At 50.4% G+C, this 14403-nt stretch carries 13 protein-coding genes; 6 read left to right on the top strand and 7 right to left on the bottom strand.

The annotated features are described in order from the left end of the window. Positions 1-24 precede the first annotated feature (24 nt). The gene (locus tag AWQ24_RS07310) at positions 25-1326 is read right to left on the bottom strand and encodes a glycosyltransferase family protein (RefSeq protein ID WP_065716407.1); all 1302 of its coding nucleotides are present in this window, start codon (positions 1324-1326) and stop codon (positions 25-27) included. Positions 1327-1706: 380 nt separating this feature from the next. On the opposite strand from AWQ24_RS07310, the gene AWQ24_RS07305 reads away from it, so the two are divergent. The 3 genes from AWQ24_RS07305 to AWQ24_RS07295 all read left to right on the top strand — a co-directional run bounded on the left by AWQ24_RS07305 (position 1707) and on the right by AWQ24_RS07295 (position 7706). Further along, the gene (locus AWQ24_RS07305; RefSeq protein ID WP_065716406.1) at positions 1707-2096 is read left to right on the top strand and encodes a hypothetical protein; all 390 of its coding nucleotides are present in this window, start codon (positions 1707-1709) and stop codon (positions 2094-2096) included. A gap of 987 nt (positions 2097-3083) precedes the next feature. Further along, complete coding sequence (gene nifJ / locus AWQ24_RS07300) at positions 3084-6620, top strand: pyruvate:ferredoxin (flavodoxin) oxidoreductase (RefSeq protein WP_065716405.1); 3537 nt, start codon at positions 3084-3086, stop codon at positions 6618-6620. Between the two features lie 69 nt (positions 6621-6689). Next, positions 6690-7706 (top strand): dihydroorotate dehydrogenase-like protein, encoded by a 1017-nt coding sequence (locus AWQ24_RS07295; protein WP_062433959.1) that lies wholly within the window; start codon positions 6690-6692, stop codon positions 7704-7706. Positions 7707-7712: 6 nt separating this feature from the next. Here AWQ24_RS07295 and AWQ24_RS07290 read toward each other — a convergent pair whose 3' ends face one another. Next, positions 7713-8303: a triacylglycerol lipase gene (locus AWQ24_RS07290; protein WP_065716404.1), complete on the bottom strand. Its 591-nt coding sequence runs from the start codon at positions 8301-8303 to the stop codon at positions 7713-7715. 65 nt (positions 8304-8368) lie between these two features. Between AWQ24_RS07290 and AWQ24_RS07285 the strand changes: the two genes are divergently transcribed. From AWQ24_RS07285 to AWQ24_RS07275, 3 genes are read left to right on the top strand one after another with little or no spacing between them, the layout of a single operon-like run. Further along, positions 8369-9037 (top strand): HEAT repeat domain-containing protein, encoded by a 669-nt coding sequence (locus tag AWQ24_RS07285; RefSeq protein ID WP_030007187.1) that lies wholly within the window; start codon positions 8369-8371, stop codon positions 9035-9037. 3 nt (positions 9038-9040) lie between these two features. Further along, complete coding sequence (locus tag AWQ24_RS07280; protein WP_065716403.1) at positions 9041-9577, top strand: peptidase C15; 537 nt, start codon at positions 9041-9043, stop codon at positions 9575-9577. Then, positions 9574-10056, top strand: a complete 483-nt coding sequence (locus AWQ24_RS07275) for a DUF4112 domain-containing protein (RefSeq protein WP_065716402.1) — start codon at positions 9574-9576, stop codon at positions 10054-10056. Before AWQ24_RS07280 ends, AWQ24_RS07275 begins: the two co-directional genes overlap by 4 nt. On the opposite strand, the gene surE is transcribed toward AWQ24_RS07275, so the two are convergent. The 5 genes from surE to AWQ24_RS07250 all read right to left on the bottom strand — a co-directional run bounded on the left by surE (position 10053) and on the right by AWQ24_RS07250 (position 14390). After that, positions 10053-10736, bottom strand: a complete 684-nt coding sequence (surE, locus tag AWQ24_RS07270) for a 5'/3'-nucleotidase SurE (protein WP_065716401.1) — start codon at positions 10734-10736, stop codon at positions 10053-10055. The genes AWQ24_RS07275 and surE overlap by 4 nt on opposite strands. Beyond that, positions 10736-11500, bottom strand: a complete 765-nt coding sequence (locus AWQ24_RS07265) for an ABC transporter ATP-binding protein (RefSeq protein ID WP_012307050.1) — start codon at positions 11498-11500, stop codon at positions 10736-10738. Before AWQ24_RS07265 ends, surE begins: the two co-directional genes overlap by 1 nt. A 53-nt stretch (positions 11501-11553) precedes the next feature. Beyond that, the gene (gene lepB / locus AWQ24_RS07260; protein WP_065717329.1) at positions 11554-12180 is read right to left on the bottom strand and encodes a signal peptidase I; all 627 of its coding nucleotides are present in this window, start codon (positions 12178-12180) and stop codon (positions 11554-11556) included. A 205-nt stretch (positions 12181-12385) separates the two neighbouring features. Next, positions 12386-13609: a DNA double-strand break repair nuclease NurA gene (locus AWQ24_RS07255; protein WP_065716400.1), complete on the bottom strand. Its 1224-nt coding sequence runs from the start codon at positions 13607-13609 to the stop codon at positions 12386-12388. A gap of 76 nt (positions 13610-13685) precedes the next feature. Then, a complete protein-coding gene (locus AWQ24_RS07250) occupies positions 13686-14390 on the bottom strand; it encodes an SIMPL domain-containing protein (RefSeq protein ID WP_065716399.1) in 705 nt (234 codons plus the stop codon). Positions 14391-14403: the final 13 nt, after the last annotated feature.

The following is a 14403-nucleotide window of genomic DNA, read 5'->3' as shown; positions in this document are numbered from 1 at the left end:
AAATAATGGAAATAAGGTGATGGACTAGGAAGCTTGGGCAGTAAAACCGCTAGAAGTCTTGAGCATTTGACCTAAAAGGAGGGGCAACTGTTCGGTGGCCTGGAGATTGAGACCAGCGCTGTGCTTGGGGGGTTTTGGATCACAACGGAGCCAAGCCACTAGATTCTGAGGATTAACCTGGTGGGGATGGAGCACATCCACCAGACCCAATTTTTTTAAACGGGTCGCCCGCAGCCATTGTTCCTGGCGGGGTTTTATCCGGGGAATAATCAAAGCGGGTTTCTGGAAGGAAAGAATTTCACAGGTGGTATTGTAGCCGCCCATGGCAATCACCCGTTCGGCGGCGGCCATGAGAATCGTCGGTTCGGGACAGTAGGGAAGGATCGTCAGGTGGGGATTATGTTGGGCGATCGCCCCTAGGGTTTGGCGCACGGACTCCGGCATAAAAGGCCCCGTGAGTAGCACCCCCGGATTTTCGGCGGTGAAGGGAATTTGGGCAAAGGCGATCGCCAGGGTTTCCCCATCTTGGCCGCCACCCACCGCACCGAGGACGAACCGGGCGGGTAAATCCCACGCTTTTAAGGTTTCTTGCCAGGATTGCCCTAAATACTGGAGGCGATCGCATTGATTGAAATAACCGAGGGGCAGCATTTTTGCGACCACCTCTGGGGAAAAATCATATTCCCGCCGCAGATCGTAAACCTGGGGATCGCCGTAAATCCACACCGCATCATAGTAGCGACGAATGGCCGTTTCGTTGTCCGCCCGTTGCCAATCCCGCCGCACCACTGCCGGGTCGTCCAACACATCCCTTAGCCCCAAAACACAGCGCATCTTGGGCTGTTTCCGGATGTATTCCAGGCTGGGGTCTAGTTCCCGTTCTGCCCCCCTGGGGACATTATCGACGATGAAAACATCCGGTTGAAATTGTTGAACAGCGTTTAAAATTAGCTGTGATCGCAACCCAATGATGTCCCGTAAAGGCAAAGCTAAATGACGCGCTCTGTAGGAACCATCCCGGCTTTTTTTCAAGGCTGGCAAACTTAAACAATCGATCCCCGCACGGGCCAGCCCTTCATTGCCATCGCCCATGCCACTGATGAGCAAAATATCTAGGGGCAAAGCTGATCGTTGTAGGGTCTGCGCAATCAACACATTACGCCGTTTGTGACCCAAGCCCATGGTGTCGTGGGAATATAGCACGATGCGGTGGCGAGGAGCTGGCGGCCTAGATCGGGGGGCTCGTTTCCCAGAAACGGGGGTTGGGCTAGAGATCCCCTGGGGCGATCGCCATTGAACATTCCGTTGTCGTTGGGCGGGTTCCATGGGCAAAAACCTCTCCTTTGGGATCTGACCTCGACACTGCTCGCCAGATTCTTGACGATTATGGATATCTTGACCCGCTTCCCTAAACCCCTGGTGAAGATTCCATGAGAAAACCTTCATGGAAAAAGCCTAGATAATAAAGTTTCTCTATGGCTTATTTGCACTGAGGATTACGGCAGCTTGGGGGAAATGTAGGGTTAAAGACCGCTGAAAAATTCAAACATCAGTAGATAATAAATCCAGAGTGAGCGTCAAAAATTTAGACAAACTGCATCAGTAAAATTTTGTGGCCACTACTTATCCCCAGCAACCTGACCTAATCGTTCCAGAATGCTTCAGTCTCTAACTTTTCTAGTTTTCCCTCACGGGAGGTTTGTTCCATGTTTCTGAAAAAAGTTTCTCTGACGGTCTTGTCTTCTCTTCTCCTGCTCGCGGGTGCCTCGATACCCGTAAAAGCCCAGGTCTATGTCAATGGCGAATATATCCAGGGCGAAGATTTGATGATCCTTGAGTATCTGGCTGGCGACTCGATTCCTGCGGGGAGTTACTGGCTGGATTACTACACTGGTGCGTGGGGCTATGCAGGCGATTACACGGTGCAAGGCTACCTTGGCGCTGGCAGTAATAATTACGACGGCAGCTATGGGAATGATTCTAGCGGCTATGATTCCTACTACAGCACTGGTGGCGCTGGGGGCTACGGTTCCTATGTCTCCGATGGTGACTGCGCCTATTTCTCATCGGGAGATATCTCAGTTTCTACCTGCTAAAGATCAAGAGGGCGATCGCCATAGCGATGAGCGTGAGCTAAACCGTTTTCCCTAGTGGCGATCTACTTACTCCTTGCCAAGACCTCTTTATCCTCGGCAATAACCATTTCTTCGTCTCAAAGTACAGCTTTATGGTTACTAATCACTCTTATATCTTTCCTGCTGGCAATAATCTAGCATTTTGGGAAATTCCAAAAGATTCTGGATTGATTAATGTTTTTGCTGCTTATCCAGTCTATCCTGTACGTCCTCCCAACGTCGAAAAAGACTCTAATTGGGAACTTCCACAGATATTTCTGTAATAGTTCTCCTTCTTGGTTTGATTATTACTTGTGTTTTAGTCCTTTGCTTTAACCAACCAAATGGACGTTGAGATTGAAATCTCTACAATCTTCTAGATTGACTAGGTATAGGCGAAAGATTGGGGTTTACGCGCGAAAACTTCAGCCCAAGGCCAATTTTCCTAGGTAATTCTTTAATTCTTTGAATTCTCGTGGGCGATCGCTAAACCGACGAGATTTTTATACTGGCAATAGGCCCGGCTTCTTGGCCAACCACCGACAGTTTTTCTCTATTGCCGAAGGTGTCATAATCAATCTCTACTAAAAAAGTTGGCACCGAAACCATGCCCAAGATCGTTACAAAAAAAAGCAAAAAATAACTTTTCTTATTTAGCTTCCCCTAGGATTTCAACGAAATTTAAACCTTCACTGATTTTTATCATTTTCTACAGCAGAACAACCCAAGACAGCAAGAAATGTCTCTAAAATTAGAAGTGTAAATATTTCCTTGATTTTCCGGATCAAGCCAATCAAATTCTATTTTTTCTTATAACTTTTAGCAAGCATTTTGTTGTTAAAGTCAACAAAGTATCAGGCTCAAAAATAGCTAACATCAATCACTTTTTCCACTGCCTCGACTCACAAAAACAGATCATCACCCACGATTTCCACCCAGTCACCAGCAAAACATTAGAATTTTGAGATTATGGCTACTAACACAATTGCCACCCTCGATGCGAATGAAGCCGTCGCCAAAGTTGCCTACAAACTAAACGAAGTCATTGCCATTTATCCCATCACCCCCGCTTCACCGATGGGCGAATGGGCCGATGCCTGGGCCTCCCAAGGACAGCCAAATCTCTGGGGAACCGTGCCCAGCATTATCGAAATGCAGAGTGAAGGTGGTGCTGCCGGAGCCGTCCACGGCGCACTGCAAACGGGTTCTTTAACGACAACCTTCACCGCCTCCCAAGGGCTACTGTTAATGATCCCCAACCTCTACAAAATTGCAGGGGAACTCACCTCAGCGGTGATCCATGTTGCCGCCCGCTCTGTTGCAGCCCAAGCCCTCTCCATTTTTGGTGATCACTCCGATGTAATGGCTGTGCGGGGGACGGGATTTGCCCTGTTGTCGTCTGCCTCGGTGCAGGAAGCCCACGATATGGCGTTGATTGCCCAAGCGGCGACGATGAAAGCCCGTGTGCCCTTCATCCACTTTTTTGATGGGTTCCGCACCTCCCACGAAATTCAAAAAATTGAATTACTCGATGAATCGGTTTTACGGGATTTGATCGACGATGAAGATGTCTTTGCCCACCGCGCCAGAGCCTTAACCCCCGATCATCCAGTGGTGCGCGGCACAGCCCAAAACCCCGATGTCTTTTTCCAAGCGCGGGAATCGGTGAATCCGTTCTATGAAAAATGCGGTGCCATTGTGCAGGAAATGATGGATCGCTTTGGGGCACTGACAGGACGCGCCTACAAACTGTTTGAATATGTGGGTGCGCCGGAGGCGACGCGGGTAATTATGCTGATGGGTTCCGGTTGTGAAACCGTCCATGAAACGGTGGATTACCTCAATGCCCAAGGGGAAAAAGTTGGCGTTTTAAAAGTGCGTTTATATCGTCCTTTTGATCCTGCTGCGTTAATTGCTGCGCTACCAAAATCTGTTGAAAAAATTGCGGTTTTAGACCGCACGAAAGAACCCGGTGCAAATGGTGAACCGCTCTATTTAGATGTGGTATCGGCACTGATGGAAGCTTGGGAAGGCACAATACCGAAAGTTATCGGGGGACGTTATGGTTTGTCTTCTAAAGAGTTTAACCCGGCGATGGTGAAGGGGATTTTTGATGAATTAAATCAAGCTAAACCGAAGAATCATTTCACCGTTGGCATTAATGATGATGTTAGCCACACTTCCCTTGCCTATGATCCGAGTTTCTCTAGTGAGCCGGATAGCGTGGTACGGGCGATGTTTTATGGCTTAGGTTCCGATGGGACGGTGGGCGCGAATAAAAATTCGATCAAAATTATTGGCGAAGAAACGGATAATTACGCCCAAGGTTATTTCGTCTATGACTCAAAAAAATCAGGGGCAGTGACGGTTTCCCATCTGCGCTTTGGTCCGAATCTAATTCGCTCAACCTATTTAATTAATCAGGCGAATTTTGTGGGCTGTCATCAATGGTTATTCCTCGAAAAATTAGATGTGCTCAGTGGCGCAAAGGATGGTTCAATTTTTCTTTTAAATAGTCCCTATGCTCCGGAGAAAGTGTGGGATCAATTGCCCCTTGAGGTGCAGGAACAAATTGTTCGCAAAAATTTAAAATTCTATGTGATTAATGCGAATAAGGTGGCCCGAGAAAGTGGCATGGGCGGAAGAATTAATACGGTGATGCAAACCTGTTTCTTTGCTCTCTCTGGTGTCCTGCCAAAAGAGGAGGCGATCGCCAAAATTAAGGAATATATCCAGAAGACCTACGGCAAGAAAGGCGCGGATGTGGTCACCATGAATATTCAGGCGGTGGATAACACCTTGGCGAATTTGTTTGAGGTCAGGATTGGCGAGGCAAATAGTCCCATTCGTAAACCGCCAGCGGTGTCTCCCAATGCGCCCGACTTTATGCGCAATGTCCAAGCGCCGATGCTGATCAAAGAAGGCGATCGCCTACCGGTGAGTTGTCTGCCCTGCGATGGAACCTATCCGACTGGAACCTCGAAATGGGAAAAACGCAACGTTGCCCAATTCATTCCAGAGTGGGATCCAGAGGTTTGTATTCAATGCGGTAAGTGCGTGATGGTCTGTCCCCACGCGACGATTCGCGCCAAAGTTTATGAACCCAATCTGTTAGGAAATGCGCCGGAAAGTTTTAAATCCATTGATGCGAAAGACAAGAATTTTTCGGGGCAGAAATTTACAATTCAGGTGGCTCCGGAAGACTGTACCGGCTGTGGCGTTTGTGTGGATGTTTGTCCCGCGAAAAACAAGGCGCAACCCGCCAAGAAAGCAATCAATATGGTGGAACAGTTGCCCCTGCGGGAACAAGAGCGCACCAATTGGGATTACTTCCTCAGTTTGCCTTTACCGGAACGGCGCGAGTTAAAACTCAATCAAATCCGCGAACAGCAATTGCAGGAACCGCTCTTTGAATTCTCTGGTGCTTGCGCCGGCTGTGGCGAAACCCCCTACATTAAATTGGTTTCCCAACTATTTGGCGATCGCACAGTGATTGCCAATGCGACGGGTTGTTCCTCCATTTATGGCGGTAATTTACCGACAACGCCCTACACCACCAATGCCGAAGGAAAAGGTATTGCTTGGTCAAATTCCCTCTTTGAAGATAATGCCGAATTCGGTTTAGGATTCCGCCTCTCGATTGATAAACAAGCCCAATTTGCGGCGGAATTATTACAACGCTTAAGCGGTGAACTTGGTGATAATTTCGTCAGTGAATTATTAACTGCCCGCCAAGCCGATGAAGCCGACATTTGGGAACAACGGCAACGGGTGCGAGAACTGAAAAATAAACTCGCAAGCCTCAATTCCCCTAATGCGAAACAGTTAGCTTCCCTCGCCGATTATCTGGTGAAAAAATCGGTCTGGATTGTTGGGGGTGACGGTTGGGCCTATGACATCGGTTTCGGCGGTCTGGATCATGCGATCGCCAGCGGGAAAAATATCAATATTTTGGTGATGGACACCGAGGTTTATTCCAATACTGGCGGACAATCCTCCAAAGCCACCCCCCGCGCCGCTGTTGCCAAATTCGCCGCTGGTGGGAAACCCGCCCCGAAAAAAGACCTCGGTTTAATCGCCATGACCTACGGCAATGTGTACGTCGCATCGGTGGCAATGGGAGCCAGAGACGAACATACCCTGAAAGCCTTCCTCGAAGCGGAAGCCTACGAAGGCCCCTCCCTGATCATCGCCTACAGCCACTGCATCGCCCACGGCATTAATATGCAAACCGCCATGAGTCACCAAAAAGAACTCGTCGAAAGCGGGCGTTGGTTGTTGTACCGCTATAACCCCGACCTCAAGGCAGAGGGTAAAAACCCCCTCCAACTCGATAGCCGTACCCCCAAAGGCAGCGTCGAAAGCTCCATGTACAAAGAAAATCGCTTCAAGATGCTCACCATGACCAAACCCAAAGCCGCCAAGGAACTGCTCAAACAAGCCCAGAGCGATGTCGATACCCGTTGGCGAATGTACGAATACCTTGCCAACCGTCCCGAAGCCTAACGCCTCAAGTCCCCCTTACTTCAGGGGGATTTAGGGGATGTAAAACCATTAACCTACCGGAGAACCACCATGGATTTAACCACACAATATCTAGGTCTGACCCTGCGATCGCCATTAATTGTTGGTGCAGCCGCTCCCTTAACTGAGGACATCGATAACATTAAACGGATGGAAGATGCCGGAGCCGGAGCCGTCGTTTTACATTCCCTGTTTGAAGAACAAATTCGTAAAGAAAAACTTGAATTACACCATCATTTCACCTATGGCACAGACTCCTTTGCGGAAGCCTTAAATTATTTCCCAGAGAATGCTTCCGATGTTTTCCATGTGGGTGTTGAAACCTATTTAGAACATATTCGGACTGCTAAATCCGCCGTCGATATGCCGATTATTGCCAGCCTCAACGGTTCCCACCAAGGGGAATGGGAACACACCGCCAAACTGATGGAACAAGCCGGCGCCGATGCCATCGAATTGAACATTTATTATGTCCCGACGGATATTAATAAAAATGGTTCAGAAGTAGAGTATGAATATATTCAAATTGTGCGGACAGTGCGGGAAAATTTAAATATTCCCGTTGCCGTAAAGCTGAGTCCGTTCTTTAGCAACATGGCAAATATGGCGAAACGGTTAGTTGATAATGGAGCGAGTGGCTTAGTTTTATTTAACCGTTTTTATCAGCCGGATATTGATATCGAAAACCTGGAAGTCACCCCGAATTTAATCCTCAGTAGCCCCTTGGATATGCGTTTGCCGATGCGCTGGATTGCAATGCTCTATGGACGTTTGGATGTGGATTTTGCGGCGACCAGCGGCATTCAACGGGGAACCGATGCGATCAAAATGTTAATGGCGGGGGCAAAAGTGACGGCTTTAGTGGCGACTTTACTACGCCACGGCATTCATCACATTGAAACCATTGAAACGGAAATGGTGCAATGGCTCGAAGAACATGAATATCTATCCCTTGAACAATTACGGGGCAGCATGAGCCAGGTTAATTGTCCTGATGAAAGTGCCTTTGAACGAGCTCAATATATGCGGGCGATTCAATCCTACCAACCAGAGCGACATACACTTTGAGGTTTGCTATTGCTGCAGGGCCTTGGCGATCGCCTTAAGGGCACGGGGGTCAGACAACATCCAAGGATGTAAAGGTACGGGCAACTGCACGCCGGTGCCAATGGGGAGCTTCGTGCTCTTGGCGGGGAGAATCATGAGATCAAAGGGAGTCCATAGCCAAGTGACTTTTACAGGTTCTAGGGCAGTGGCCACATCACGGTTTAAATCCTGAAGCAAGTCACTATCCGGGCGCATCTGACGAATCCCTGGAAAGGGCAAACCATAGGCTGATAACGTGCCATTATTGGGGGCCGAAATACTCACATAACGTTCCACCCGTTGATTGCCGCCGAGCCGTTGCAAATAGTAGCGGGTCACAATGCCCCCCATACTAAATCCCACGAGATCGAACCGCTGGATCGCCCCAAAATGTTGGTGGACATAGGTTTCGATTTGGCTGGCTAAAATGGGCAGTGCTTGACGGCCATCATTGGGTTGTAGATCAAGGGCATAAATCTCCCAACCTTGTTGACCAAGGTACCGGGTTAAAGGTTTAAATACGGTGTGGCGGTCTAAAAAGCCATGGATCAACAACACCGGATTGAGAGGGTGGGTCATGGTTTATTGAAAAATCCTGAGAATCTTGATTACAATTTTATTAAGAACTTTTACAAAATTTGGTTATGTCTCACCCCAGCTTAGCGACACTTTCTCAACAACTCGAAAGTGAAAACTCCAAGGATCGCATGATTGCCCTGGCCCAATTGCGGGATGTAGCCCCCCTAGAAGCGATGCCCCTCATTAAAAAAGTATTAGATGATGAGGTGCTGCAAATTCGCTCGATGGCGGTTTTTGCCCTGGGGATTAAGCAGACAGAAGAGTCCTATCCAATTTTGATTAAGCTGCTAGAAACTGACGGCGATTATGGTATTCGGGCTGATGCAGCGGGTGCTTTAGGGTATCTCCAGGATGAGCGGGCTTTAAAACCACTGCTGCGGGCTTTTTACGAAGATACCTCTTGGTTAGTGCGTTTTAGTGCGGCGGTTTCTTTGGGGAATCTCGGTCGTCCGGAAGCGAAGGATGCCCTGGTTCAAGCCCTCGATAGTGGGGAAGCCATTTTAGAACAAGCAGCGATCGCCGCCCTGGGAGAAATTGGTGCCGTAGAAACCGTGGATCGCCTTGTAACCTTTGTTTCCTCAGACAATTGGCTAGTACGGCAACGACTCGCAGAAGCCCTAGGCGCACTTCCTTGTGAAAAGAGTCTTGCGGCGGTCAAGTTCCTCGCCAAAGATGATCATCCCCAGGTGCGAGAAGCAGCCCAATATAGCCTCGACAGACTTAGTGATTCGTAGCGCGTGCGCGGCAAAATTTTACTGACCTCCTTTCAACCCTGGCTGGAGCATCACACTTCCAATGCCTCGGATGATCTGCTCTGTCAGCTTAAGGCGAGGCAGTTAGCCTTTGCGGATTTTTTATTTCTGCACCATCTGCCGGTGGAAACGGCGATCGCCTCCGCAAAAACGATTCAAGCCATTGCCGCTTATCAGCCGGATCTGGTGCTCTGCTGTGGCATGGCCGAAAAACGCGATCGCCTCACGGTGGAATCCCAAGCTTTTTACCAGGGGCAGCAGTTACAAACGCGCTTGGATCTCAGCGCCCTCACGGCTCCCCTAGAATTTACGGAGATTAGCGACGATGCGGGTAAATTTGTCTGTGAAGGGCTATATTTTCAAGTGTTAAAGCATCTCCAGCGGCAGCAATCCCCAGCGCGGGCCTTATTTCTCCATGTGCCTCTGCTCACGGCGGCCAATCGACCCTTAATTCTGCGGGACGTTGAAACCATGCTCCACTGGCTGCTGCACAATGTTCTGGCTTTCCCCATTGACCCATGACTGCCACCAAAACCCCGAACCCGAAGACGTTAAAACGCATCCGCACCCTGAGTAAGCTGCTCGACAGTGCGATCGCCATTCCGGGGACAAAGTACAAAATCGGCCTCGATCCGATTATCGGCTTGGTGCCAGCGGTGGGGGATTACCTGAGTTTGATTCTCTCTGGCTATGTGATTTTCGAGGCGGCCAAACTGGGGGCAAAACAGGATACCCTCGTCAAAATGGCCCTCAATCTTCTTGTGGATAGCGTTGTTGGGACGGTGCCCGTGGCCGGCGATCTCTTTGATGTGGCCTGGAAAGCCAACGAGGCGAATTTAAAGCTTTTAGAACAGGATTTGCCCGACCAGACTGACCTTGACAATGCCTCCATTGATTGGCGTCCCCTGATTTTAATTTTCGGGGCGATCGCCTTGGTGATTCTTTTGGGCGGTTTGTTGACCCTGTGGCTGCTGAAGCTCGTGTTTAATGCCCTTTTCTAGATCGAAATTTGGGTCACAGCAATATTTCCCGAAAAACACACATCCACATCGGTACCAACGGCCCGGGGGCGCTCAGGGTAGGAGCCGACATAATGGAACTGTTGATCCCGCGCTTCGTAGCGCACTTGCATCGGGTCGGTGCTGCGCTCACAGAAAATAATTTCCGGGTCAGAAGTCGCCGTTAAATGGGGAAAATTCACATTCCAAAAATGCTTTTCCGGCAGTTCCTGGGTCAATAATTGCGCTAAAAGTTTCCCCGTCCAGTGGGTGACGAGCTCCCAGTCGATTTCTAAAGGCCGCTGGATGAAATGGGAAAAGGCGATCGCCCGCTTACCGAGGATTGTCGCTTCTCGCACTGCCGCCACCGTTCCTGAAGTGTAAATATCCACGCCGAGGTTTCCCCCTGCATTTACCCCCGACAGCACCCAGTCAACATCTGCCGCAAACTGCGTGAGACCCAAGCGCGTACAATCCGCCGGCGTACCTGCCACCGCATAGGCATTGTCTGTCCGTTGCTCCACCGGGATCGGCGCATAAACCGTAAACCGATGGCCACATTCCGACATCTGTGTTTGGGGGGCCACCGTCACTACTTCTCTCGCATGGGGGGCGATCGCCTTTTGTAAGGTTGCAATCCCAGGGGCATCAATCCCGTCGTCATTCGTTAATAAAACGCGCATTACGATCCTAAATAAGCCTCTAAAACCTGTTCATTACACTGGATATCTTCGGGGGTTCCGTCCGCCAAATTACTCCCCTCTGCCAATACCCAGATGTGGTTACACAAGGACATGATCACATCCATATTGTGCTCAATGATCAAAAAGGAAATTCCCTGTTGGTTCCAGCGGACAATGTGTTCACAAATTTGGTTGATCAAAGTGGGGTTCACGCCCGCCGCAGGCTCATCCAACAAAATTAACTGGGGATCACTCATCAATGCCCTGGCCATTTCCAGGAGTTTGCGTTGTCCCCCCGACAGAGCACCAGCGTAATCCTGGGCTTTTTCCCCTAGACCGACGGATTCTAAGATGGCGATCGCCTTTTCCCGATTCGCCTTTTCTTGGCGACGAATTTTCCCCTGTTGCCACACCCGCAGGAAGTTTTCCCCCGTTTGCTGTTGGGCCGCCAGCAACATATTGTCTAGTACCGATAACCGTGATAACACCCGCGCCACTTGGAAGGTACGCACAAAACCCCGTGCCGCAATCTGATGGGACGGTAAGTGCTGCACTTCCTGGCCGTTAAAAATAACTGTCCCCCGATCCGGCGTAATAAAATTCGAGAGCAAATTAAACAACGTCGTTTTGCCCGCCCCATTGGGGCCAATCAACCCCGTAATCTGTCCACGGGGCACCGTAATCGAAGCATTTTGCACCGCACGGATGCCACCGAAACTTTTATGGAGACCTGATGCTTGCAGCAAAGGGGATGGTTCACTCATGGTTGCCGGGATAGGGAGTCGCCCTATATCCTAGCGGTCTCTGGGATGGGACGCTAGGGTGTAATCGGTTCTTCGTCGGCAAATTGCGGCTCTTCGTTGAGGATGCCCACGCGATTAAAGGGCCAAAAACGAATAAAGGCTTTCCCCACAAGCTTTTCACGGGGGACAAAACCCCAATAGTGGGAGTCATAGCTATTGTTGCGGTTATCGCCAAGGACGAGGTAGTGATCTTCTGGAATCGTCACGGGGCCGTAGTCATATTCTGGAGCTTCGTTGATATAGTCTTCTTCGAGGGCTTCCCCATTGATAAAAACGGTGCCGCCGCTGACTTGTACGGTATCCCTGGGAATCCCGATCACCCGCTTAATAAAAGCATCCCGATAGTTTTGCTGCTGGAGGATTTCTGTTGGGTTAAAGACCACCACATCGCCCCGTTGGGGATTTTTGAAGTGATAGCTGATTTTTTCAATGATTAGGCGATCGTTCACTTCTAGGGTCGGCAGCATCGACTCGGAGGGAATGTAGCGGGCCTCGGCGACGAAAGTGCGGATCCCAATGGCCAAAATACCAGCGGTCACAAGGGTCTTGATGGTCTCTACCCAGGGGTTTTCTTCGTGCTGTTGCTCCGTGCCACTGGGTTTCTGGGTCGGTTCAACGGGAAATTGAGAGTTTTCGGGCATTTCGGGCATTATCGGTTCGCGCAGAAGTGACTAATGGAAAGAATAGTGTGGCAGAATGCACGACGTGATGATGACGACAATTGTGCCTGCCTGGGAAAAAGTGCTGATGCTTGTTTATTGTATGCTCTCCGATGGGGGATTGGGACTGGCTTAGGGGAGTTTCAGAATTCTCCTGAAAAGTCTTTGTGGGGGGAGAGCATGCTCTTTAAGCCACGGAACCCCGCTTGCGAGTTTCTTTGTAAGAGATACCTACGTTGGTTAACCCTGCTTTGAGGAGTTGTTGTTCGAGGAGGGCAAAAAATCGGGCGCGATCGCCACCCCGGATCACGGCTTGATTGTGGGCTTCGGCGATCGCCACGGGATACCCAAACCCCTTTTGCACTTGGCCGAGGACAATCCCTAGGGTTTGATCGAGGAGTTGAGGATCTGCCGCGACCCAGCGGGGCATCTCGATCCGCGCCACCTCCGTCCCCACATGGAGATAACAAAAACAAACCTGATCCGCTTCTGGATAATGATTTAAAATGCGCGCTTGACTGAGCCAAAGCCCACTGCGATCGCCCGGTTGCAACAGTTGCTCAAAAAGAGTGCTATCCCGCAACGGTTCAATGGTTTGGCAGGGAAGAGTTTCGCGAAATTCTGCTTTACGTTCCTTGGTTTCGCCGTCGAGGCAATGGCTTTGACAATCGGGTTTGTCGTGGGGGCAAGCCTGGAGCCGCAGGAAATGGACGGCCTCTACACTGCGGGTGGAACTAATGTAGCCAATCAGCGGAATACGGGTTTCTCGGAGTTGTTGCCAGGCCCCTAGGAGGGGTTCGAGAATTTGTTGGCGGGCTTCGGCGGGCAAATTTTCTAAAAACCAATAGACCAGAGAGCCATCCACCATCGCCACATTGGGAATATGACCGTGGGCACCGGGGGGTAACACCCATTTACAGGCCATCTCAGCGAGCACTTCAGCTTCGGAGGCGGTGCGGCGATAACCGAGCCATTCATCGGTGCGGATGCCCCATTTGCGGGAGGTGTACAGATCTTCGCTGCGATAGAAAATCTCCGGCAGATGATCCAGCAATGGGTGCAAGCTTTGGCCGTAGTGGAGCATCACTCGACCAATATTAATCAAATAACAATAGGCAATTTCATGGTGAGACGGAGCAATTTGGGAGCCATCCGTGGCAAAAACGGTGTGGGCTTGGGAAGGGGGCGAAATGGGAACGCGAGTCTCCAGGGGTTCGAGGGGAATGCCATGGTTAAAAATGAGGCGATCGCCCCAGGTTTGTTGGTGGGCCTGGAGGGTCTGGAAATCCGCCTGGGCTTCCCGGAGCAGAGAAATTCCCCGCTCGATTCGTTCTCGTCCCGTGGCAGCCTGTTCCTGGAGGTGCGCCCCCATGTCTGGCAGTTGTCCCGCAAGTTTGATTAGATCTAACATTCCCTCAAGTTTCGCCCCTATCCCACAAGGCGATCGCCCCTAGGTTTAAGCGTAATTTAGCCCAAAAAGCAGAGTGTTAGTAACGAATCGTCAGGGTTACGGAAGCATTCACCGTCTGTTCACCCCCTTCTACCGGAGAAGGCGCTGCACTTTCAAAGGCGATTCGTGCCGTATCCATGGTTTTAAAAATGGGGGTTGGCGGCGTCGCCCCATTGACCTGGATTTGGACAATTTCTTGGGGACTCAAACCCAAGGCACCGAGGACAGTTTGGGCCTGGGTGCGCGCATCCTGGGCGGCTTCAGCGAGGGCAGTTTTTTCTGCTTCAGCGAGGGCGGCTTCGGTGGCTCGGAAGGAAATTCCATCAATGCGGGTTGCTCCGGCTTTGACAGCTTCATCCATTAGGCTCCCGGCTTGGGCGGTGGGCACTTCAAAGCTCACTGTATTGGTGGCCAAGTAACCGATGAGGCGGCGATCGCCATTATTGTAATCATATTCCGGCTGGAGGTTAATCCCCGTGGTGGTGAGCTTGGCGACATTTTTGGACTTGAGGAAATCTACCACTTGGTTACTGCGCTTGGCGATATCTGCCTGGACTTGGGTTGCCGTTGCCCCCCGCACCTCGACCCCAAGGCGTACTTCAGAAAGACTCGTGGCAATGGCTTCTTCGCCGCGCCCCGTGACAGTGATCGTGCGCAATAGTTCTTCGGCGATCGCCCCAGAGGTTCCCCCCAGGAACAACATTCCCGCCAACAGTGGCACAAACAGTTTTTTCAGTTGCATTTTTTTTCATACT

This window comes from Picosynechococcus sp. PCC 8807 (assembly GCF_001693295.1).
GTDB lineage: Bacteria > Cyanobacteriota > Cyanobacteriia > Cyanobacteriales > MRBY01 > MRBY01.
The sequence above is the reverse complement of the archived record's forward strand: the minus strand, read 5'-3'. Positions and strand labels throughout refer to the sequence as shown.